The sequence below is a fragment of the Luteimonas sp. 100069 genome, from assembly GCF_003813845.1.
Taxonomy (GTDB): Bacteria; Pseudomonadota; Gammaproteobacteria; order Xanthomonadales; family Xanthomonadaceae; genus Luteimonas; species Luteimonas chenhongjianii.
In genome coordinates, this window is record NZ_RPFN01000004.1 from 297,930 (window position 1) to 318,918 (window position 20,989).

General features: G+C 67.7%; 18 protein-coding genes and 1 pseudogene. 14 read left to right on the forward strand and 5 right to left on the reverse strand.

Annotated features, from left to right (window positions below; all coding sequences use genetic code 11):
- The first annotated feature begins 101 nt into the window (after positions 1-101).
- The 9 genes from dnaN to EGK76_RS10405 all read left to right on the forward strand — a co-directional run bounded on the left by dnaN (position 102) and on the right by EGK76_RS10405 (position 9,794).
- Positions 102-1,202, forward strand: coding sequence for a DNA polymerase III subunit beta (gene dnaN / locus EGK76_RS10365; RefSeq protein WP_096296791.1), 1,101 nt, complete (start codon positions 102-104; stop codon positions 1,200-1,202).
- A gap of 85 nt (positions 1,203-1,287) precedes the next feature.
- Entirely contained in the window at positions 1,288-2,385 is a 1,098-nt protein-coding gene (gene recF, locus EGK76_RS10370) for a DNA replication/repair protein RecF (protein WP_123832696.1), read from the forward strand.
- Positions 2,386-2,560: 175 nt separating this feature from the next.
- Positions 2,561-4,996, forward strand: a complete 2,436-nt coding sequence (gene gyrB, locus EGK76_RS10375; protein WP_123832556.1) for a DNA topoisomerase (ATP-hydrolyzing) subunit B — start codon at positions 2,561-2,563, stop codon at positions 4,994-4,996.
- A gap of 95 nt (positions 4,997-5,091) precedes the next feature.
- On the forward strand, positions 5,092-5,901 hold the full coding sequence (locus tag EGK76_RS10380) for a M48 family metallopeptidase (RefSeq protein WP_123832557.1): 810 nt from the start codon (positions 5,092-5,094) through the stop codon (positions 5,899-5,901).
- Positions 5,902-6,009: 108 nt separating this feature from the next.
- Positions 6,010-7,266 (forward strand): tetratricopeptide repeat protein, encoded by a 1,257-nt coding sequence (locus tag EGK76_RS10385; protein WP_233580257.1) that lies wholly within the window; start codon positions 6,010-6,012, stop codon positions 7,264-7,266.
- 134 nt (positions 7,267-7,400) lie between these two features.
- A complete protein-coding gene (locus EGK76_RS10390; protein WP_096296787.1) occupies positions 7,401-8,066 on the forward strand; it encodes an energy transducer TonB in 666 nt (221 codons plus the stop codon).
- Between the two features lie 152 nt (positions 8,067-8,218).
- The gene (locus EGK76_RS10395; protein WP_233580274.1) at positions 8,219-8,908 is read left to right on the forward strand and encodes a MotA/TolQ/ExbB proton channel family protein; all 690 of its coding nucleotides are present in this window, start codon (positions 8,219-8,221) and stop codon (positions 8,906-8,908) included.
- 37 nt (positions 8,909-8,945) lie between these two features.
- Positions 8,946-9,368, forward strand: coding sequence for a biopolymer transporter ExbD (locus tag EGK76_RS10400; RefSeq protein WP_096296785.1), 423 nt, complete (start codon positions 8,946-8,948; stop codon positions 9,366-9,368).
- A 15-nt stretch (positions 9,369-9,383) separates the two neighbouring features.
- Positions 9,384-9,794 carry a biopolymer transporter ExbD gene (locus EGK76_RS10405; protein WP_096296784.1) on the forward strand — a complete coding sequence of 137 codons (411 nt, stop codon included), beginning with the start codon at positions 9,384-9,386 and terminating at the stop codon, positions 9,792-9,794.
- Between the two features lie 280 nt (positions 9,795-10,074).
- Here the strand turns inward: EGK76_RS10405 and EGK76_RS10410 are convergent, their stop codons facing one another.
- The 3 genes from EGK76_RS10410 to cls form a co-directional block, all read right to left on the reverse strand.
- A complete protein-coding gene (locus EGK76_RS10410) occupies positions 10,075-10,824 on the reverse strand; it encodes a pyridoxine 5'-phosphate synthase (protein ID WP_096296783.1) in 750 nt (249 codons plus the stop codon).
- The gene (locus tag EGK76_RS10415) at positions 10,821-11,096 is read right to left on the reverse strand and encodes a hypothetical protein (RefSeq protein ID WP_096296782.1); all 276 of its coding nucleotides are present in this window, start codon (positions 11,094-11,096) and stop codon (positions 10,821-10,823) included. Before EGK76_RS10415 ends, EGK76_RS10410 begins: the two co-directional genes overlap by 4 nt.
- 344 nt (positions 11,097-11,440) lie before the next feature.
- The gene (gene cls, locus EGK76_RS10420) at positions 11,441-12,853 is read right to left on the reverse strand and encodes a cardiolipin synthase (RefSeq protein ID WP_233580275.1); all 1,413 of its coding nucleotides are present in this window, start codon (positions 12,851-12,853) and stop codon (positions 11,441-11,443) included.
- A 544-nt stretch (positions 12,854-13,397) separates the two neighbouring features.
- On the opposite strand from cls, the gene EGK76_RS10425 reads away from it, so the two are divergent.
- The 3 genes from EGK76_RS10425 to EGK76_RS10435 all read left to right on the forward strand — a co-directional run bounded on the left by EGK76_RS10425 (position 13,398) and on the right by EGK76_RS10435 (position 16,092).
- Positions 13,398-14,495: a PA0069 family radical SAM protein gene (locus tag EGK76_RS10425; protein WP_123832559.1), complete on the forward strand. Its 1,098-nt coding sequence runs from the start codon at positions 13,398-13,400 to the stop codon at positions 14,493-14,495.
- Between the two features lie 98 nt (positions 14,496-14,593).
- Positions 14,594-15,661 carry a PAS domain-containing sensor histidine kinase gene (locus EGK76_RS10430; RefSeq protein ID WP_123832560.1) on the forward strand — a complete coding sequence of 356 codons (1,068 nt, stop codon included), beginning with the start codon at positions 14,594-14,596 and terminating at the stop codon, positions 15,659-15,661.
- Entirely contained in the window at positions 15,658-16,092 is a 435-nt protein-coding gene (locus EGK76_RS10435) for a response regulator (RefSeq protein WP_096296778.1), read from the forward strand. Before EGK76_RS10430 ends, EGK76_RS10435 begins: the two co-directional genes overlap by 4 nt.
- 407 nt (positions 16,093-16,499) lie before the next feature.
- Here the strand turns inward: EGK76_RS10435 and EGK76_RS10440 are convergent, their stop codons facing one another.
- Together EGK76_RS10440 and EGK76_RS10445 are read right to left on the reverse strand one after the other, a co-directional pair.
- The gene (locus tag EGK76_RS10440) at positions 16,500-17,201 is read right to left on the reverse strand and encodes a 2OG-Fe(II) oxygenase (RefSeq protein ID WP_123832561.1); all 702 of its coding nucleotides are present in this window, start codon (positions 17,199-17,201) and stop codon (positions 16,500-16,502) included.
- Positions 17,198-18,226 (reverse strand): class 1 fructose-bisphosphatase, encoded by a 1,029-nt coding sequence (locus EGK76_RS10445; protein WP_096300190.1) that lies wholly within the window; start codon positions 18,224-18,226, stop codon positions 17,198-17,200. Before EGK76_RS10445 ends, EGK76_RS10440 begins: the two co-directional genes overlap by 4 nt.
- A 164-nt stretch (positions 18,227-18,390) precedes the next feature.
- Here EGK76_RS10445 and EGK76_RS10450 point away from each other — a divergent pair, with 164 nt between their 5' ends.
- Both EGK76_RS10450 and EGK76_RS10455 read left to right on the forward strand, forming a co-directional pair.
- The gene (locus tag EGK76_RS10450) at positions 18,391-19,596 is read left to right on the forward strand and encodes an amino acid aminotransferase (RefSeq protein ID WP_233580258.1); all 1,206 of its coding nucleotides are present in this window, start codon (positions 18,391-18,393) and stop codon (positions 19,594-19,596) included.
- 549 nt (positions 19,597-20,145) lie between these two features.
- Positions 20,146-20,783: pseudogene (locus EGK76_RS10455) on the forward strand (response regulator transcription factor).
- The last annotated feature ends 206 nt before the right edge of the window (positions 20,784-20,989 follow it).

The following is a 20,989-nucleotide window of genomic DNA, read 5'->3' on the forward strand; positions in this document are numbered from 1 at the left end:
GGGTTGCGCTAGATATCCACTGATTTTGGCGTCACCCAGCACCACCATCTTTAGATTTATATCCTTTCTATAAAAGCACGGGACAAGGGGATAACACCGTCATGCGTTTCAGTCTCCAACGCGAAACTCTGCTCAAGCCGCTGGCCCAGGTCGTCAATGTCGTCGAGCGCCGCCAGACGCTGCCCGTGCTCGCCAACCTGCTGGTCCAGGTCCAGGACGGCCAGCTCTCGCTGACCGGCACTGACCTCGAAGTCGAAATGGTCTCGCGCCGCCCCGTCGACGACGCCCAGGACGGTGAGACCACGGTCCCGGCCCGCAAGCTGTTCGATATCGTTCGGGCGCTCCCCGATGGCAGCAAGGTTTTGATCTCGCAGTCCGGTGAGAAGATCACCGTGCAAGCCGGGCGCAGCCGCTTCTCGCTGTCGAGCCTGCCGGCCGGCGATTTCCCCTCGGTGGACGAGGTCGAGGCCACCGACCGCATCGCGGTTCCAGAGGCGGCCCTGAAGGAACTCATCGAGCGGACGGCGTTCGCGATGGCCCAGCAGGACGTGCGCTATTACCTCAACGGCCTGCTGTTCGACCTCAGCGATACGCGCCTGCGCTGCGTCGCGACCGACGGCCACCGCCTGGCACTGTGCGAAACCACGCTCGACACCGCGGTTCAGACCAAGCGCCAGATCATCCTGCCGCGCAAGGGTGTGACCGAGCTGCAGCGTCTGCTCGAGGGTGGCGACAAGACCCTCGAGCTGGAGCTGGGCCGCAACCACCTGCGGGTCAAGCGCGATGACGTGACATTCACCAGCAAGCTGATCGACGGCCGCTTTCCTGACTACGAGGCGGTCATCCCGATCGGCGCCGACCGCGAAGTCACGATCGACCGTGAACTGCTGCGCGCCGCGCTGCAGCGCGTGGCAATCCTGTCGAACGAGAAATACCGCGGCGTCCGCCTCGAGGTTTCGCCGGGGACCGTGCGGATCAACGCGCACAACCCCGAGCAGGAAGAAGCGCACGAGGAAGTCGAGGCTGAAACCAAGGTCGACGACCTCGCGGTGGGCTTCAACGTGAACTACCTGCTCGACGCATTGACCGCGTTGCGTGGTGAGCGCGTGATCCTGAAATTGCGTGATGCCAATTCGTCGGCGCTGGTGCGGGAGGCGACCGATGAACGCAGCCGCCATGTCGTGATGCCGCTGCGACTCTGACGAAACGAGGATGTTTCACGTGAAACCCGACGCCCGGCCCAGTCCGGGCGTCGTCGGTTCTGCTCCCACCGCTTCCAGGTTCGCCATGCGCCTCACCCGGCTCGATCTTCGCAATGTGCGCAATCTTCAGGCCGTGTCGCTCCGTCCGGCCGCTGGCCTCAACCTGCTGCTCGGTGACAATGGCGCCGGCAAGACCAGCGTTCTGGAGGGGCTGCATGTCATGGCCTACGGCCGGAGCTTTCGCGGCCGCGTGCGCGATGGCCTGATCCGGCGAGGCGCGGATGCGCTCGAGGTCTTCGTCGAATGGAGCGATGGCGAAGCGCTGGACGGCCAACTGCGCCGGGCGGGACTTCGACATACCGGCCAAGAGTGGAGCGGACGGCTGGACGGCACCGACGTGGGGCAGCTGGGCGAGCTGTGCGCGGCGCTCATGGTGGTGACGTTCGAGCCGGGCAGCCACGCGTTGATTTCGGGCAGCAGCGAGGTGCGTCGCCGCTTCCTCGATTGGGGGTTGTTCCACGTGGAACAGGATTTCCTGCCGCAGTGGCGCCGTTACGCGCGAGCGCTGCGCCAGCGCAATGCGTTGCTCAAGTCCGGGGTGTCGAATCCGCAGTTGGACGCCTGGGACCTTGAGCTCGTCGAGGCGGCGCAACCGCTCGACAGCCGCCGGGATGCCTACCTGAGGCGCCTGCACGGTGCTGTGCAGACGGTTGCCGCCGACATCGCGCCCGGGCTTGGGCTTCCGGAGCTCGTCTTCCACCCCGGATGGCGCCGCCAGGAGCTTTCCCTGGCCGATGCCCTGCTGGTCGCCCGGGATCGCGATCGGGCCGTCGGCTACACCAGTGTCGGACCGCATCGCGCTGACTGGCGGATCCGGTTCGAGGATCGCCCCGAGCAGGGCCTGCTTTCACGTGGGCAGGCCAAGCAGGCGGCGTTGTGCTGCCTGATGGCCCAGGCGCAGGACTGCGCCGCGCGTTCGCAGGGGCGATGGCCGATTATTGCTTTGGACGACCTCGCCTCGGAACTGGACCGGCACCACCAGCACCAGGTACTCGACTACCTGCACCGGATGCAGGCACAGGTCCTGATCTCGGGTACCGAGCGGCCCGCGCATTGGCCGGCTGAACTGCTGGTAGGCGCAGCCATGTTCCACGTGGAACATGGCGAGGTTCGGGCTGGCTGAATCCGCGTCTGGCCCGCATGGAGAATCATTCGCCCGGCGGATGTTGTTCCACGTGGAACAATGACCCCCGCTTCGCCCGCAATGCTACAATTCCGTCCTTGCGGCCCCCTCCAGCCGCGCCTCCGGCCTGCCGGACCGCGCATGGACGCCGCGCACCGGCCAGACTGCGAACCGAATGAGCGACGAGACGATCTCCGGCGGCGCGCCCGCCAATACCGACTACGATTCCAGCCGAATTACCGTGCTGCGCGGCCTCGAGGCTGTGCGCAAGCGTCCCGGCATGTACATCGGCGACGTCCATGACGGCACCGGTCTGCACCACATGGTGTTCGAGGTCGTCGACAACTCGATCGACGAAGCCCTGGCCGGCCACGCCGACGACATCGTGGTCACCATCCACGAAGACGGCTCGGTCTCGGTGTCGGACAACGGGCGCGGTATTCCGGTCGACATCCACAAGGAAGAGGGCATTTCCGCGGCCGAGGTCATCATGACCCAGCTGCACGCCGGCGGTAAGTTCGACGACAACAGCTACAAGGTTTCCGGCGGCCTGCACGGCGTGGGCGTCTCGGTGGTCAATGCGCTCAGCGAGAAACTGACCCTCGACATCTGGCGCGATGGCTTCCATCACCACCAGGAATACGCCTCCGGCGAGGCAGTGGCCCCGGTCGAGCGCCTGGAACCGTCCGACAAGCGCGGCACCCTGCTGCGGTTCTGGCCGGCGGTTGCGACCTTCAGCGATGTCACGTTCCACTACGACATCCTGGCGCGACGTCTGCGGGAGCTTTCGTTCCTCAACTCCGGTGTGCGGATCAAGCTCGTGGATCTGCGCGGCGAGGGCCGGCAGGATCTGTTCGAGTACCAGGGCGGCATCCGCTCGTTCGTCGAGCATCTGGCCCAGCTCAAGACCCCGCTGCATCCGAACGTGATCTCGGTGACCGGTGAGCAGAGCGGCATCACTGTGGACGTGGCCCTGCAATGGACCGACGCCTACCAGGAAACGATGTTCTGCTTCACCAACAACATTCCGCAGAAGGACGGCGGCACCCATCTGCAGGGTTTCCGCGCGGCGCTGACGCGCACGCTGACGAACTACATCGAGCGCAACGGCATCGCCAAGCAGGCCAAGGTGGCCCTGTCGGGCGACGACATGCGCGAGGGCATGATCGCGGTGCTGTCGGTGAAGGTGCCCGACCCGAGCTTCTCCTCCCAGACCAAGGAAAAGCTGGTCTCCTCCGAGGTGCGCCCGGTCGTTGAGAGTGCGTTCGGCCAGCGCCTGCAGGAATTCCTCGACGAGAACCCCGCCGAGGCCCGCGCCATCGCCGGCAAGATCGTCGATGCGGCGCGCGCCCGCGAGGCCGCCCGCAAGGCACGCGACCTGACCCGCCGCAAGGGCGCGCTCGACATCGCCGGCCTGCCGGGCAAGCTGGCCGACTGCCAGGAGAAGGATCCGGCGCTGTCGGAACTCTTCATCGTCGAGGGTGACTCGGCCGGCGGCTCGGCCAAGCAGGGCCGCAACCGCAAGAACCAGGCGGTGCTGCCGCTGCGCGGCAAGATCCTCAACGTCGAGCGCGCGCGCTTCGACCGCATGCTCGCCAGCGCCGAGGTCGGCACCCTGATCACGGCCCTGGGCACCGGCATCGGCAAGGACGAGTACAACCCGGACAAGCTGCGCTACCACAAGATCATCATCATGACCGACGCCGACGTCGACGGTTCGCACATCCGGACGCTGCTGCTGACGTTCTTCTACCGGCAGATGCCCGAGCTGATCGAACGCGGCCACGTCTACATCGGCCTGCCGCCGCTGTACAAGGTCAAGCAGGGCAAGAACGAGATCTATCTCAAGGACGATACGGCGCTCGACGTCTACCTCGCCGGCAATGCGGTCGAGGGCGCGTCACTGGTCCCGGCCGCCGCCGAGCCAGCGATCGAGGGCGTCGCCCTGGAGAACCTGCTGCTGGTGTTCGCCGCCGCGCGCGACACCATTGCCCGCAACGCGCATCGCTACGACCCGGCCGTGATCGAGATGCTGCTCGACGCCGCGCCGCTGGTCGGGCCGGGGATCGACAGCGCTGCCGCGCTCGAGGCCCTGGAGGCCGGGCTCAACCGCAAGGGGCTCGGCCGTCCGCGCTACCGCTTCGGCATCCAGCCGGCGACCGAAGCGCGAGGCGCGGTGCTCACGATCGAGCGGCGTCACATGGGCGTCGACATCACCCAGCTGGTGCCGCTGTCGGCGCTGGAGACCGGCGAACTGCGGGCAGTCGGCGAGGCCGCACGCCAGCTCCACGGGCTGATCCGCGAAGGCGCGCAGATCACCCGCGGCAACCGCACCCACCCGGTGAGGTCGTTTGCCGAAGTCCAGGCCTGGCTGCTCGACGAGGCCAAGCGCGGTCGCCAGATCCAGCGCTTCAAGGGTCTGGGCGAAATGAACCCCGAGCAGCTGTGGGATACGACGGTCAACCCCGATACGCGCCGCCTGCTGCAGGTCCGGATCGAGGACGCGGTAGCCGCGGACGAGATTTTCAGCACCCTGATGGGCGATGTCGTGGAGCCCCGCCGGGCGTTCATCGACGACAACGCGCTCAAGGTCGCGAATCTCGACGTCTGACCCACACCGCCCGTGTGCCCCCCTCCGAGTCGGATTGACGGCGCGTTAATCTGCGCCGCTCTACAACGAGGGTTCTTGAATAGGGAAGTCCCGTGATGAAAACGCCGATCGCAGCGCTTGCCGCCGCCCTGCTGCTTGCCGGCTGCGCGACGACCACGTCCCCCACCGGGCGTACCCAGTACGTCGGCGCCGTCAGCCAGGCGCAGCTCAACCAGATGGGCCTCGAGGCTTTCGCCGACACCAAGGCGAAGATGCGCGCCTCCCCTGACGCCAAGCAGCAGGCGTACGTGCGTTGCATCGTCACCGACATCGTGCGCGAGCTGCCACCCAACTGGCAGCAGCTCAACTGGGAATCGGTGGTCTTCGTCGACGACAACCCGAACGCCTTCGCTCTGCCGGGCGGCAAGGTGGGCGTGCACACCGGGATCCTCAATGTCGCGAAGGACCAGGACCAGCTGGCGGCGGTCATCGCGCACGAGATCGGGCACGTGTATGCAAACCATCACGATGAACGCGTCACCCGCCAGATCGGCGCCCAGGGCGCCTTGGGCGTAGTCGGTGCGCTGGCGGGCTCGCGTTACGGCGAAGGCGCGCAACAGGCGACCAGCCAGCTCGGTGGCGCCGCCGCGCAGGGACTGTTCCTGCTGCCGGGCACGCGCGTCCAGGAAACCGAGGCGGATGTCGTCGGCCAGGACCTGATGGCCAAGGCGGGCTTCGATCCGCGTGCGGCAGTCGGCCTGTGGCAGAACATGATCGCGGCCAGCGGCGGCAGTCGTCCGCCGCAGTGGCTGTCGACCCATCCCGATCCCCGGAGCCGCATCAGCGAACTGCAGACGCGCGCCGCGAGCCTGGTGCCGGTCTACGAACAGGCCCAGGCCGCAGGCAAGCGCCCGCGCTGCGGCTGACGCGGGCCGCCTCTTCGTGCAATACAGGCCCGCATTCTTCCGGCGATAATCGCCGTTCCAGCTTCCCGCCCCCGTGTCTGCGCGGGCACCTGCCAATCGAGGTAAACGATGTCGAAGTCCCGCATGTCCCAGCAGGCCCTGGCCGCCGCCCTGAGCACCGTGCTGCTCGCATTCGCGGCGCCGACCGCGTTCGCCCAGGAAGAAGGCGGCAACGCGCGTAGCGAAGGCGAGGATCGCAGCGAGCGCCGGCGGGTCGACCGGTCCTCGCGCAGCAGCGAGCGCAATGAGCGCCGTTCCACTCGCGCCGCGCCCGTCGTCGAAGCCCGCTTCCCCAACGCCACCCGTCAGGAACCGGGCGTGGCGGCGAGCCAGAGCCTGATCAAGCAGCTCAACGCGCTGTCTGAAGCCAGCAACCAGAACGATGCCGCCAAGGGGTTGCCGATCGCCGAGGAGATCCTCGCCAACGAACGTGCCAACGCCTACGACAAGTCGATGGCGGCCCTGCTCGGCGCCCAGTTGCTGCTCAACGAAGACAACGCGCGCGCCATCACCTACCTGCGGCAGGCGCTCGATACCGGCGGTCTCGACAACAACAACCATTTCCAGTCGATGCTGATGCTGGCCCAGTTGCAGGCCCAGGAGCAGCAGTACGAAGAAGCGCTCGCGTCGCTGGACCGTTATCTCGCCGAGTCCGGCTCGAACGATCCCAAGGACCAGGCCCTGAAGGGCAACATGCTCTATCGTCTCGAGCGCTATCCCGAGGCGATCGCAACGCTCAAGCCGCTGGTGGAATCGGGCGGCGATGTCGACCCGCAGTGGACGCAGCTCCTGATGGGCGCTTACGCCGAGTCGGGCAACACCGCCGAGGCGACGCGCCTGGCCGAGCAGGTCGCCCAGGCCACTCCGGACGACAAGCGCTCGCAGATCAACCTCGCGGTCTCGTACCTCCAGACCGACCAGAACGACAAGGCGATCGAGGTGTTCGAACGCCTGCGCGCCGCCGGGCAGCTGACCGAGGAAAGCGAGTACCGCAACCTCTACGCGCTGTACCTCAACAGCGACAACAAGGAGCGTGAGGCCATCGCGGTGATCAACGAGGGCCTGCAGAAGAACATCCTCAAGGAGGATTACCGCACCATGGCGGCGCTCGGTCAGGCACACTACTTCTCCGAGCAGATCGAGCCGGCGATTGCCGCCTGGCGCAAGGCAGCGCCACTCGCCGAGAATGGCGAGACGTATCTCAATCTCGCGCGCGTCCTGCATCAGGAAGGACGCACCTCGGAAGCCCAGGAAGCGGCGCGTCAGGCGATTGCGAAAGGCCTGAAATCCAACACGGACGCCGAGCGCATCATCTCGGGACGTTAAGAAAAAGTTGCCTGAATTTTGATGGTGCAGGCTACTCGGATTGGTATAAGCTTTAGGGTTCCTGCCGCCCGACAGGGCGGTAGATCGACATTTCCACCGGGGCGTACCTCCCCGGCCCCACCAGAGTTCTTCGCATGACGCTACGCTCGACGACGACCAACACGAACGACGAAGACGAGGGCCTCAACTGGGGTCGCATTGCCGGCTTCACGATGGTGGTCGCGTTCCATGCCGCCGCAATCATGCTGCTGCTGGCGCCGGTCAACCCGCCCAATGCCGCGCAGCAGGAAGAAGCCGCCACGCGTGTGGTGATCATCGAACCGCCGCCGCCGCCCCCCCCGCCGCCGCCGCCGCCGCCGGAACCGCCGAAGCCGACTCCGATCAAGGAGCTGACACCGCCGCGCCCGACGCCCGTGCCGCCGCCGCCGGAGGCCCCGCCGGTCGTGTTCGACGATCCGTCACCGATGGATACCCCGGCTCCGCCGCCGGCACCTCCGTCGCCGCCAGCCGCGGTCGCCGACATCGGCGCCAGCGTCGACATCTCGTCGAAGAACATGAATCCGCCGCGTTACCCGCCTGCGGCCGCTCGCGCGCAGATCGAGGGCACGGTGATCCTGGTCATCGACGTCGATGCCAGCGGCAACGTCACCAACGTGTCGGTCGAGAAGTCCAGCCGCAATCGCGACCTTGATCGCGCTGCGATCGAGGCTGCACGCAAGTGGTCGTTCGCGCCGGCCATGCAGAACGGCAAGCCGGCTGCCGGTCGCGTCCGTGTTCCGGTCGACTTCAAGCTCGGCTGATCCTCACGCGTCACCCGATACAACGGGGTCCGTCGGACCCCCGCTGTTCCGCGTCAATGTTCCACTCTTCAAACCACTACATCTAGAAGGTAAGCGTCATGCTGCAGGAAACCACCAACGCCGCTGTGTCCAACGCTGCAGGTCTGCAGCAGATGGGCTTCGCCGACATGATCGAGCACATGGACGCGGTCAACTGGACCGTGCTCATCGTGCTGATCGTGATGTCCGCGATGTCGATCTTCTGGATCATCTACAACGCCATCAAGGCTGCCCGTCTGCGCGGCAGTACTGACCGCGTGATCAATACGTTCTGGGAAACGCACAACGCCCAGGACGCGATCCGCTTCATGGAAGAGCAGCCCAAGAGCGAGCCCTTCTCGAAGGTCGCCCTCGACGCCGCCCAGGCAGCCGCCCATCACCAGCGTCACGAAGGTTCGCGTCTCGTCGAGTCGCTGAACCGTTCGGAGTTCGTCGACCGCGCCCTGCGCCAGGCCGTGACCCGCGAATCGCTGAAGCTTGAAGATGGTCTGACCGTGCTCGCCACCGTCGGTGCGACCGCGCCGTTCGTGGGTCTGCTCGGTACGGTGTGGGGCATCTACCGCGCCCTGATCCGCATCGGTGCCAGCGGCCAGGCCGACATCGGCGCGGTGGCGGGTCCGGTCGGCGAGGCGCTGATCATGACCGCGATCGGTCTGGGCGTCGCGATCCCGGCGGTGCTGGGCTACAACTTCTTCGTCCGCCTCAACCGCGGCACGAACAACAAGCTCGACACGTTCGCGCACGACCTGCACGACTTCTTCGCCACCGGTTCGCGCGTCGGCGACATGCCGGCCAAGGTCTAAGAAGCGCGCACGTCAGTAGCGACAACGGAGTTCAGATATGGCTTTCAGCTCAGGTGGTGGCAACGACAAGGTCAATGCCACGATCAACATCGTTCCGCTCGTCGACGTCATGCTGGTGCTGCTGATCATCTTCATGGTCACAGCACCGCTGATGGCACACAAAGTGCAGGTCGAGTTGCCGGAAGCCAACCTCGATGAGCGTCCGGAGAATGCGCCCGGCCCGCCGCCACTGACCGTGGCGGTGACCGAGAACGGCGACATCTTCCTCAATGACGAGCCGGTCACGCTCCAGTTGCTGGAGAGTGCTTTCTCGGTCGAGGCACAGAAGACGCCGCAGCCGCCGGTCAACATCCGTGGCGACGCGACGACGAAGTACCGGACGATCAACGACGTGGTCAACACTGCACAGGCCCAGGGCATGCGCAAGGTCGGCTTCATCGCGACGCTCGAAAACAGGTAAACCGGAGCAACACGCATGGCATTTTCATCCGGTGGCGAAGGCCCGATGGCCGACATCAACATCATTCCGCTCTGCGACGTGATGTTGGTGCTGCTGATCATCTTCATGGTGACGGCGCCGAAGGCTTCCTATCCAATCGACATCGATCTTCCACAACGCTCCACGACGCCGCCGGAAAATCCGGTGGAGCCACCGGAGCCGATCCGGCTGCGCATCGATGGCTCGGGCCAGGTCTTCTGGAACGACAGCCCGACGCCAGTCTCGGCACTGCGCAACATGATGGAGTCGGAGGTCCAGCGTGACCCGACCAATCAGCCGACGCTCGAGATCGACACCAATGCCGACGCCGATTACGGCGTGCTGGCGAAGGTGCTGGCTGAAGCGAAGAACGCGCAGATGCAGAAGATCGGATTCGTCAAGCAGTAAGCAGTCACCGCATCAACGTCGGACGAGCCTGCAGCGCGTCCGACGCTTACCGCGAAGTCTTGAGCGCCGCCTTCGGGCGGCGTTTTTTTTTTTGGTTGCGCCGGTCCCGTCGCTGGCTGCGCAACCCGCCTCCGCCCGGCGGGGCGGGCGTGCGACCACGGCCCGGACCCACGGCCTGTGCCGCAGCCGCAGTCGGGGCCGCCATCGCGGGTGGGTCCTCACAGACCATCGTGAAACCGACGCGCGCCCCAGTGTGGATCGGGACTCCGGGCAGCGCCGGCTAGTCGCGATCAACGATCGCGCGGTACCGCCGGACCGTCGTCTCCAGACCGTCGTAGAGGGCCTCACTGATCAGTGCGTGGCCGATCGAGACCTCGTCGATCCTGCCCACGGCGTCGAGGAAAGCAGCCAGGTTGGCCTGGCTGAGGTCGTGGCCGGCGTTGACCCCCAGCCCCGCCGCGCGCGCGCAACCTGCCGTCTCCACGAATGCCGGCAAGGCGCTTGCCGGGCGCCCGGCGTCGAACGCTTCCGCCCACGGGCCGGTATAGAGCTCGATCCGCTCTGCGCCACTGGCCCGCGCCGCGCCGATGTCGGCGCCGGCATCGGCGAACAGGCTCACCCGGCACCCGAGTGCGTGGAAGCGCGCCACCAGAGGCACCAGGGCCGCCTGTTCGCGGGCGAAGTCGAAGCCGTGGTCGGAGGTGAGCTGGGCATCGCCGTCCGGCACCAGGGTCACCTGCGCCGGGCGGGTCTGTTCGCACAACGCCAGCAGACCCGGATAGCCGTCGCGCGGAGGCGCGAAGGGGTTGCCCTCGATATTGAGTTCGACGCCGCGTGCGCTCGTCAGCCGGGCCAGCGCATACACATCGTCGGCGCGGATATGTCGCGCGTCCGGCCGCGGATGGACGGTGATCCCGTGAGCGCCGGCATCCAGACACACGGTGGCTGCGCGGAGCACGTCCGGCTCGCGACCGCCGCGGGAATTGCGCAGCACCGCGATCTTGTTGACGTTGACGCTGAGCCGGGTCACGGACCCGCCGGCGGAGATCGCGTGGACGGGTCCGAGGGCGTGGCGGCGCGACGGGCCTCAGCCTGCTCGCGCAGGCGACGCAGTTCCATCGGATCGACCATCATCGCCTCGCTCCGGCTCTGGCTTCCGACCCGCTGCGCGAGCAGGCCGAGCACACCGATGACCACGAACACCAGCGAAAGCAACAGGGCGATCGCCGCGAGCGGGACAGACGTGGTGGTGAAGGCAATGGCGACCGCACCGAGCGCGAGCAGCAGGAACAACCAGGGCATGTGACGGGCTCCACCTGACGTGTGCGGAGTCTAGCCCAGTCGCCGGTCCGCCGGCTTCGCCAGCCGGGCCGGCATCGACGAACGCGCAAGCGGCGCGACGAACGGCGCAGCGCAGCGTCGCCGGGCGCGCAGGCAAGCCGCAAGTACGGGACTGTGCACGTAGCGACTCCCAAGGACCCGCGGCTGCGGATCGTGGCACCGCGGGCAGCCTGCGGTCACCGGACGTGGTTCGGCTGCCGCCGCTGCGAGATGGCGTGCTCCGGCACCCGGTCAGCCGTGCGCCGCAGCGGGTTCGGGCAGCGCCGTGGTGGGTTGGCGTACGGATCCGCATCGCGGATTGGCCGCTACAGCAGAGGCGAGCACAGCCGCGCCAGCGCCTCGGGCAGGCGCGCGGTCAGCAGCGGACGCCGTCGGCCCCGCTGGACGCGTGGGGCGTGGGCGAACTCGCTTTCGATGTGCTGGGCGAGCGCCGCGGCTACGCCCGTGTCATCGAACAGCACCGAAACCTCGAAATTGAGCCGGAAGCTGCGATGGTCGAAGTTGGCGCTGCCGATCAGCGCCAGGTGGTCGTCGACCAACAGCGTCTTGCTGTGCAGCAGGCGCGAGCGGTATTCGTAGATCCGCACCCCCGCGAGCAGCAGCTCACCAAAATAGGACCGTGCCGCCAGCGTGACGATCCTCGAGTCGCTGACCTGCGGCACCAGCAGGCGCACGTCGAGTCCGGCCAGCGCGGCCGAGGTCAACGCCATCATCGCCGCCTCGCCGGGCACGAAGTAGGGCGTGGTCATCCACACCCGCGTCTTCGCGGAGTGGATCGCGCCGACATGCGCGCGGTGGATCGCTTCCCAGTTGGAGTCCGGCCCCGAAGTCAGGACCTGGGTGCGGATCGGGCCGGCATCGGCCGGTGGCGTCTGGCGTTTGACCTCGGCAAGGAAGTCGCGCTGCCCGGTGGCGTAGGCCCAGTCCTCGGCGAACACCAGCTGCAGCACCCGCACCGACTTGCCGACCAGACGCATGTGCAGGTCACGATAGGCATCGCTACGCAGCCGCTCGTCCTGCTGGTCGGCGATGTTCATGCCGCCGGTGTAGCCGATGCGGCCATCGATGATCACGATCTTGCGGTGCGTGCGCAGGTTGGTCCAGGGACGCTGCCAGAAGCGCCCGAACCGCATCGGATGGAACCAGGCGAGTTCCCCGCCGGCCTCGAGCAGCGGCGTGAAGAACCGGCGCGACGCGCTCGAGCCGACGAAGTCCAGCAGCACGCGCACGCGCACGCCGGCGCGCGCGCGCTCGACCAGGGCATCGCGCAAGGCTGCGCCGGTGTGGTCCGGTTCGTAGATGTAGTACTCCAGATGCACGTGGTGCTCGGCGCGGGCGATGTCGGCGAGCACTGCGGTGTACTTCGCCGCGCCGTCGACCAGCAGCGTCACCTCGGCCGACGAGGTCGCCGGCAGGCCCGTCGTTGCCTGTCCGAGGCGCACCAGTTCCGCGGCCTCGCCCTGCTCCGTCTCGATCTGCGGGCTCTGCATCATGGCGCGGTTGTGGCTGCGACGCAGCCGGTTGCGGCGGATCCGCTGCGGACCGAACACGTGATAGACGAGGAACCCCAGGTACGGCAGCAGCGCCAGACCCAGCAGCCAGCTCAGGGTCGCGGCGGGCTCACGCTTCTGCAGGACGATCCAGACACCCAGCACCACCAGATACAGCGCCCAGCACGCGACCAGCAGTCCGAGGAGATGGGGATTGGTCGCCACCATGGCCCACAGGCGGAGCAGGAAATCGGGCATCGAACAGCAATCCAGCAGGCAGCGCGATTCGCGCCGCGCACAGGGTAGCGATCCGGGGCGACGACGACATGCGGGGCGATGCCGGGGCCTGCGACACCCGGAGGCCCCGGCGCTGCGCAGTCTGCGCCCCAGCATGTGCTCACGGAGCCGGTCGGCGATGACACCAGGCAACGATGCCGGCCGCACTGGGGCGAAAGGATTGCGGGACCGATGACGACGAACCCGGCAATGGCGTTCGCGCCGGCCGCCTGTACCGGCTGCGCCCTTGGGTGAGGCCGGGCATCGCGGTCTGGCCTGCCCGGTGCCCTCCGCCGCTGGGGTGTCTGTCCTGGAGCTCCCCCACCGGTTGCGCCCGCCACGAACGGGACCGGGCGCTATGCCGCGCGTGGGGCCCAGCCGATCGGGGTGATCGATCCCCGGCGGCCACGACAGGAATTTCCGGACCGGGACAACGCCCGACGACGAAGCCAGCGCGTCTCACAGGCTGCGACAGGCTGCGGCCACACTGGCGACGATGAGCTCGAACGGTGTCCGCCCGCCCACCGCACTGGTCCGCAAGGGTCGTGGCAGCAGCTCGTGGGTCGCCGGCCGCTTCGAGAAGCAGACCGCCGTGGCCGAGGACGATGGCTGGGACGCGTTGCAGGTACTCGAGGACGAAGCCATCTCGCCCCAGACGGTGATCACCGAGGAGCGCGCGCGCAGCATCGTCAGCCGCAACAGCTCGCCCGACATCGGGTTCTCGCAGTCGGTGAATCCGTACCGCGGATGCGAACACGGCTGCGTCTACTGCTTTGCCAGACCTTCGCACGCATATCTGGACTTGTCGCCGGGCCTGGATTTCGAGACCCGTCTGTTCGCCAAGACCAATGCCGCCGAGCGCCTTCGCGCCGAGTTCGCCCGGCCCGGCTACCAGTGCTCGCCGATCGCGCTGGGCATCAACACCGATTCGTATCAGCCGATCGAACGGCGTTACGGCCTGACCCGGGCACTGATCGAGGTCATGGCCGAAGCCCGCCACCCCTTCAGCCTGGTCACCAAGGGCGCGGGCGTGGTGCGGGATCTCGATCTGCTGGCGCCGCTGGCCGCCGACGGACTGGTGAGCGTTTACTTCTCGGTGACCACGCTCGACAACCGGCTCTCGGCCCGGATGGAGCCCCGCGCGGCGGCCCCGCACGGCCGCCTGCGCGCAATGCGCACCCTGGCCGATGCCGGTGTGCCGGTCGGGGTGATCGTGGCGCCGGTGGTGCCGATGATCACCGACCCGGAACTCGAGGCGATCCTCGAAGCGGCGCACCAGGCCGGCGCGGCCAGCGCCACGTACGTGCTGCTGCGCCTGCCGCATGAGCTCAAGACGGTCTGGCGCGAGTGGCTGGACCTGCACTATCCCGAGCGCGCCGCGCACGTGATGAGCCTGATGCAGCAGATGCACGGCGGGCGCGACTACGACAGCCGCTTCGGCCATCGCAAACGTGGCGAGGGGCCGTTCGCCGACCTGCTGGCCGCCCGCTTCGCCCGGGCGCGGCGGGCGCTCGGTTTCGGTAACCTGCCTCCGTTGCGCACCGACCGGTTCAGACCGTTGCGGCCGGACTCCCCACAGGGCGAACTGTTCTAGCCACGGCACTACGGCCAAGACCCGCATTCACACGCTTCCACTTCGTGTGGACGCGGTAATTTCCTACACTGCGCGGCCTGCGTGAGAGTGCCTGCCCGATGTCCAACGCCGTCCCGCTACGGACCACGCCCGATGTCCCCGTGGACCTGATCGACCAGTTGCCGATCGGTGTCGCCGTGATCGGCGCCGATGGGCGTTGGCAGCGCGCCAATCCCGCGCTCGGCGCGTTGCTGGGCGTGGATGCCGGAATGCTGGCAGGCCGCGCGGCGCATCACGACCTGCTGCCGGGGCTGTCGGCGCGCATCGACGCGGCCCTGGCTCGATTGCCCGAGGACGCCGACCTCCACGACGTGCCCGTGACCCTGGCGGCCGGAGACAGCGGTCCGCAGCGGCACCTGCGCGCGACCCTGAGGCCGCTCGCCGGGACGGCCGGCGCCCTGCTGCAGCTCCATGACGGCAGCGCCCAGCAGGCCCTGGAAGCGCAGCAGGAAACCCTCGCCTTCGGCATCTCGCACGAACTGCGGGCGCCGGTCCGTGCGGTCGAACAGTTCGCGCGCAGGTTGCTGGCCCAGGAGGGAGATCCCGACCGGGGGCGCGAATACCTCAAACGCATCCAGCACGCGGCCGGGCAGGCCGGCGGGCTGATCGATGCCCTGCTCGAGACCATGCGGGCCTCGCGTCCGTCGCGCCCGCCGACCCCCGTCGACATCGGCATGCTCGGCGAATGGGTCGGCGTGGAGCTGCAGGAGGCCGATCCCGGCCGTCCGTCCGACATCCGCGTCACTCCCGACCTCTGGGCCTGGGGCGACGAACATGCGCTCAAGCAGATGCTCGGCAAGCTGCTGCACAACGCCTGGAAGTTCTCCGCCCATCGCGAGGTGATCCGGATCGAACTCGACGGCACGCGGGTCGGCGATCGCCTGCAACTGGAGGTCCGCGACCAGGGACGCGGTTTCGACATGCGCTATGCTGAACGTCTGTTCGTTCCGTTCAGGCGCCTGCATGGGGCCGACGACGGTGCGGGGCATGGCCTCGGTCTGGCCATCGCCCAGCAACTCGCACGCGCCCAGGGCGGTCACATCCGCGTGCACTCGACACCGGACGTCGGGACCACCTTCTTCATCGACTTACCGGCGGCGCCGGACGAGGATGCACCAGGCCCATGAGCGAGCACACGATCCTGCTGATCGAGGACAACCCCGACGACGCCGAACTGACCCGTATCGCGTTCTCGGAGGCTGGCATCGACAGCCAGCTGGTCGTGGTCGGCGACGGCGCCGAGGCGCTCGACTACCTGTTCGCCAGGGGGGCCCATGAGGCGCGGAACGCCGCCGATCTGCCCTCGATCGTGCTTCTCGATCTCAACCTGCCCAAGCTCGACGGCCGCGAGGTCCTGCAGGCGCTGCGCGCCAATCCGGCCACGCGCGGGCTGCCGGTGGTGGTGCTGACCACGAGCACCGAGCCCTTCGATGTGGAAGCCAGCTATGCGCTGGGCGTCAACAGCTATATCCGCAAGCCGGTGGATTTCAAGAAGTTCGTCGAGGTGGTCAAGCAGATCGGGCTGTATTGGCTGGTGCTGAATCATCCGCGTGGATAAGCGTCTCGCCTGATCGCTCGGCGTGTTCGCTGGATACGCCGCGTGCCATGGGTGCGCCGAATCCTGGTCGTACGCTCCGCGACTGCAGTCGCCTGCCCTTGGCCGTGCGCGTGAGGTCGACATGCATCGTTTGCCGTTGGCTTTGATGTTGCGATCGCGGTTGCTCTGATCCGGCTTGGCTTTTGACTTCGATCGAGCCGTAAAGCGCAGCCGAGCATCGCAGGGCTGCTCTACGGCCGCGTCAGGCTCCGGTGCTCGGCTCGCTTTACGGCTCGATTGGAGATCCAGGGCCGAAGGCAGAAGCAGGGCAGAGACCAGAAGCAGAGCAACAGCAACAGCAACAGCAACAGCGTCCCTCACCCGATGCGCTGCGCGCGCTGACCTTTCCCAAAGGGAGAGGCGCCCGATCAACCTGCCCCGTACAGCGTCTCCGCCCGCTGGAACAGCACCCAGCTGGTGGCGATGAACTTGTCGCCGCCCTGGGGCCGGTTGCCGCGATGGGTGTGGGTAAACGCGGTCGGGGCGATCAGCAGGTCGCCGGTACGCGGTGCCACCTTGCGCTGCTGGAACAGGAACTCGGTCTCGCCGGCATCGAAGCCGTCGTTGAGATAGATCGTCCACAGTAGGTGGCGATGCAGGGTCTCGCAGCTGGGGTCGCGGGGATACAGCTCGCAATGCCAGTACGGATAGCCACCTTCGCCGGCGGCGTACCACTGCAGATTGATCGCGCCGGGACGCAGGCAGGTCTGCAGCAGGCCGCCGAGCCGCGCTTCGTCCATCGTGGCGAAATCTTCGGCCTCCAGTCGCCGCAGTGCGCCCGAAGTGTCGGGCTGCTGCAGCATCAGCGGCGCGATCAGGGTCTGCGGGAACTTGCGCAGGTAGGCCATCAGGCCGTCATGGACGGCCACATTGAGCTGCTGGACCACGTCGGCCCAGTCGGCGCGGCCGCTGATCGCCAGATCGCGGCTGCGTTTGAGGTCGGGATAGATCCCGCCACCAATTTCCCCGGCATGCAGGTCGGCGCTGCCGCGCATCCGCGCGACGATCGCCGCGCAGGCGTCCGGCGACAAGGCGCCCGGCGTGACTTCGATGAAGTCGGCACCGCTCATGCGGCTGCGGTGTCGTGCTGCCGGTGATAACGCGTCGCGGTTTCCACTTCCTCCTTCGAACCGAGGAACACCGGCACACGCTGGTGCAGCGATGTGGGGGGGATGTCGAGGATCCTCTCGCGGCCGGTACTCGCCGCGCCGCCGGCCTGCTCGACCAGCATCGCCATCGGATTGGCCTCGTACATCAGCCGCAGCTTGCCGGGCTTGGCCGGGTCCTTGCGGTCCCAGGGATAGATGAAGATGCCGCCACGGGTCAGGATGCGGTGCACGTCGCCGACCATCGCCGCGACCCAGCGCATGTTGAAGTCCTGGCCACGCGGGCCGTCCTTGCCGGCCAGCAGGTCGGCCACGTAGGCCTGGGTCGGCGCTTCCCAGTGGCGCTGGTTGGACATGTTGATCGCGAATTCGCGGGTCTGCTCGGGGATGCGCATGTGCGGGCCGGTCAGTACGAACGACCCCTGCTCGCGGTCGAGGGTGAAGCCATGCGTGCCGTGACCGATGGTCAGCACCAGCATCGTGCTGGGGCCGTAGAGGCAGTAGCCGGCGGCCACCTGGGTGCTGCCGGCCTGCAGGAAATCGTGGTCTTCGGCTGCGCTCACGCCTTCCGGGCAGCGCAGCACCGAGAAGATCGTGCCGACGCTGGCATTGATGTCGATGTTGGAGCTGCCGTCGAGCGGGTCGAACACCAGCAGGTAGTTGCCGCGCGGGAAGGCATCGGGGATCTGCTGGGAGTGTTCCATCTCCTCCGATGCGCACGCCGCCAGATGCCCGCCCCAGGCGTTGGCCTCGAGCAGGATCTCGTTGCTGATCACGTCGAGCTTCTTCTGCGCCTCGCCCTGGATATTGATGCTGCCGTCCGCGCCGCCCGCCTCGCCGAGCACGTCGCCCAGGGCGCCCTTGCCGACCGCCACCGAGATGCGCTTGCAGGCACGTGCGACGACCTCCAGCAGCAGGCGCAGGTCCGGGGTCACGTGGCCGAGGCGCTGTTCCTCGATCAGATGGCGGGTCAGGGAAATGCTGGGCATGCGCGGACGGTCCATGGCGGCGAAGAGGGCTGCATTGTCGCCCCAAAGCCCGTAGCTGTCCCCCCGGTGAATCGCGCGCGATGGCTGCGCCCGGTATTCTGGCCGGGTCGGCCGCGCGCGCGCGCCGCCCGATGCTCCCCTCTATCGTGCAAGGCTGCCTTTCCGTGTCCTCTTTTTTCGCGAACGTCGAACTCGTTCCAGGTGATCCCATCCTCGGCCTGACCGAGGCCTACAACGCCGATGCGCGCGCCACCAAGGTCAATCTCGGCGTGGGCATCTACTACGACGAAGCCGGCCGCATTCCGGTGCTCGACGCGGTCCGCGAGGTCGAACAGCGCCTGGCCGCCGAGGCCAAGCCGCGCGGCTACCTGCCGATCGATGGCCTGCCCGACTACACCCGCGCCACCCGCGAGCTGCTGTTCGGCGCGGAGTCGCCGCTGCTGGCCGTCGGTCGCGTCGCGACGACCCAGACCATCGGTGGCAGCGGCGCGCTGCGCACCGGCGCCGAGCTGCTGCGCAAGACGCTGCCCCACGCGACCATCGCGATCAGTAATCCCAGCTGGGAGAACCACCGCGCGGTGTTCGGCGCCGTGGGGTTCGACGTCGTCGACTACACCTATTTCGATCCGGCTACGCACGGCGTCGACTTCGCCGGCATGCTCGCCGACCTGCGCAGCCTCGAGCCCGGCACCGTCGTGCTGCTGCATGCGTGCTGCCACAATCCCACCGGTGCCGACCTCACCGATGCGCAGTGGCGGCAGGTCATCGAGGTGCTGGCCGAGCGGGATCTGTTCCCCTTCATCGACATGGCCTACCAGGGCTTCGACCGCGGCATCGACGAGGACGCCGCAGCCGTGCGCCTGATGGCGGAATCGGGGATCAGCGAGTTCGTCGTCGCCAGTTCGTATTCGAAGTCCTTCTCGCTGTACGGCGAGCGCGTGGGTGCGCTGACCGTGGTCTCGGCGACGGCCGAACAGAGCCGCGCGGTGCAATCGCAGATCAAGCGTCTCGTGCGTGCCAACCATTCCAGCCCCTCCAACCATGGCGCGGCGCTGGTTGCCGGCGTGTTGGGCAGTGCCGAACTGCGCGCGCGCTGGGAAGCCGAACTGGGCCAGATGCGCGAGCGCATCCACGCGCTGCGTGCCGGGCTGGTCGAGCAGCTCGCCGAACACGGCGCGCCGGAGTTCGCCTTTATCCAGGATCAGGCCGGCATGTTCTCGTACTCGGGCCTGAGCCGCGCCCAGGTCGAGCGCCTGCGCGACGAGTTCGGCATCTACGCGGTCGGCACCGGCCGCATCTGCGTGGCCGCGCTGAGCCTGGGGAATCTGGGCTACGTGGCCAAGGCGGTCGCGGCGGTCAGCCGCGGCTGATTGCAGTGGCACCCTTCCCGCTGGCGGGAAGGGTGACCGCGGCTTCGCGGGACGTTCGGTCCCGGCCGCACCACGCGTCCACTCGATCCAACGGCCGGAAGCGCATGTCGATTGCGTGGAACGCATACGCGTGGGCAGGGTCCTGCTCGCGCCGTGTTCGAGGATTCGCTGCGCTTTCGTATCCGACGCAATCGCATCTCATGGCATGTCCGGGCACCCGCAAGACAGCCCGGTTGCTGCGTTGTTCCGTGTGGCCGCGCGCCAGCGCGCGTCCCGGCGATGCCAGCAGTACACCCGGCGCGACGAACTGCACCGTAATCCGCGCGCTGCGTCTGATCGTGATGGGGATCGCCCGCACGCTCGACGTCGCGCTGCATCGCGATGGCGATCGCCTGCGCGTGACCATCGTGGACGACGGCCGGATACGCGAGGGCTGGCGCGAAGGCAACGGCATCGCCGGCATGCGCGAGCGCCTCGCAGCGCTGCAGGGCGGTTTCAGCTCGCGCGCACGCCCCGGGGCGCGATGCGCATCGATGCGGAACTGCCCGCGTGAGCGCGGCGCCCGTACGCATCGCGCTCGCCGACGACCAGGCGCTGGTCCGCGCCGGCCTGCGCGCTCTGCTCGAACGACACGGCATCGTGATCGTATTCGAGACCGATTCGGGTACGACATTGCTCGAGCAGCTCGCGTCGCACCGGGTCGATGTGGTGCTCAGCGACATCCGCATGCCAGGCCTCGACGGAATCGAAGCATTGGCCGCACTGCGCGCCCGCGGCGACACGACACCGGTGCTGCTGCTGACCACGTTCGACGACAGCGACCTGCTGCTGCGTGCGACCGATGCCGGCGCGCAGGGCTTCCTGCTCAAGGACGCAGCGCCAGAAGACCTGCGGGATGCGATCGCACGCGTCGCGGCAGGCGAAACCCTGCTGCAGCCGTCAGCGCCGAGCCGGTCCGGGCCCGCTACCGCTTCCACGACGAGCACGCACCGCGCGAGACGTTCACCGAGCGCGAGGTGGCGATCCTGCGCCTGCTTGCCGGTGGTTACTCCAACAAGGAAGTCGCCCGCAGCCTGTTTCTCGCCGAGGGCACGGTAAAGAACTACGTGTCGGGGATTCTGGAGAAGCTCGGCACGCGCGATCGCACGCGAGCCGTGTTGAAGGCGATCACCCTGCAGGTGATCTGAACTCGCCGTGCTGCGGTGGACCCCTGGCTCGCCCACCCGGCGCGAGGAACGGATGCGGCCGCCAACAGGCGCAGGCCGGGCACCCGGTGTTCGCGGTGATTCTCCCGAGCGTTCGAGCCGAGATATCGATGGCCGCGGCCGATCGGACAGGCGCCCGCCGGAAGTCGCCGGGGCAATCGGGATCCGGTGCTGCGCTCGACCAGCAG

Bases quoted from the DNA above. Each gene is read 5' to 3' on its own strand.
- EGK76_RS10445 (WP_096300190.1), bottom strand. From the start codon at position 18,226: ATGCCCAGCATTTCCCTGACCCGCCATCTGATCGAGGAACAGCGCCTC.
- EGK76_RS10385 (WP_233580257.1), top strand. From the start codon at position 6,010: ATGTCGAAGTCCCGCATGTCCCAGCAGGCCCTGGCCGCCGCCCTGAGC.
- dnaN (WP_096296791.1), top strand. From the start codon at position 102: ATGCGTTTCAGTCTCCAACGCGAAACTCTGCTCAAGCCGCTGGCCCAG.
- EGK76_RS10430 (WP_123832560.1), top strand. From the start codon at position 14,594: ATGTCCAACGCCGTCCCGCTACGGACCACGCCCGATGTCCCCGTGGAC.
- EGK76_RS10415 (WP_096296782.1), bottom strand. From the start codon at position 11,096: ATGCCCTGGTTGTTCCTGCTGCTCGCGCTCGGTGCGGTCGCCATTGCC.
- EGK76_RS10425 (WP_123832559.1), top strand. From the start codon at position 13,398: ATGAGCTCGAACGGTGTCCGCCCGCCCACCGCACTGGTCCGCAAGGGT.
- cls (WP_233580275.1), bottom strand. From the start codon at position 12,853: ATGGTGGCGACCAATCCCCATCTCCTCGGACTGCTGGTCGCGTGCTGG.
- EGK76_RS10405 (WP_096296784.1), top strand. From the start codon at position 9,384: ATGGCATTTTCATCCGGTGGCGAAGGCCCGATGGCCGACATCAACATC.
- EGK76_RS10390 (WP_096296787.1), top strand. From the start codon at position 7,401: ATGACGCTACGCTCGACGACGACCAACACGAACGACGAAGACGAGGGC.
- EGK76_RS10440 (WP_123832561.1), bottom strand. From the start codon at position 17,201: ATGAGCGGTGCCGACTTCATCGAAGTCACGCCGGGCGCCTTGTCGCCG.
- gyrB (WP_123832556.1), top strand. From the start codon at position 2,561: ATGAGCGACGAGACGATCTCCGGCGGCGCGCCCGCCAATACCGACTAC.
- EGK76_RS10435 (WP_096296778.1), top strand. From the start codon at position 15,658: ATGAGCGAGCACACGATCCTGCTGATCGAGGACAACCCCGACGACGCC.
- recF (WP_123832696.1), top strand. From the start codon at position 1,288: ATGCGCCTCACCCGGCTCGATCTTCGCAATGTGCGCAATCTTCAGGCC.
- EGK76_RS10395 (WP_233580274.1), top strand. From the start codon at position 8,219: ATGGGCTTCGCCGACATGATCGAGCACATGGACGCGGTCAACTGGACC.
- EGK76_RS10400 (WP_096296785.1), top strand. From the start codon at position 8,946: ATGGCTTTCAGCTCAGGTGGTGGCAACGACAAGGTCAATGCCACGATC.
- EGK76_RS10380 (WP_123832557.1), top strand. From the start codon at position 5,092: ATGAAAACGCCGATCGCAGCGCTTGCCGCCGCCCTGCTGCTTGCCGGC.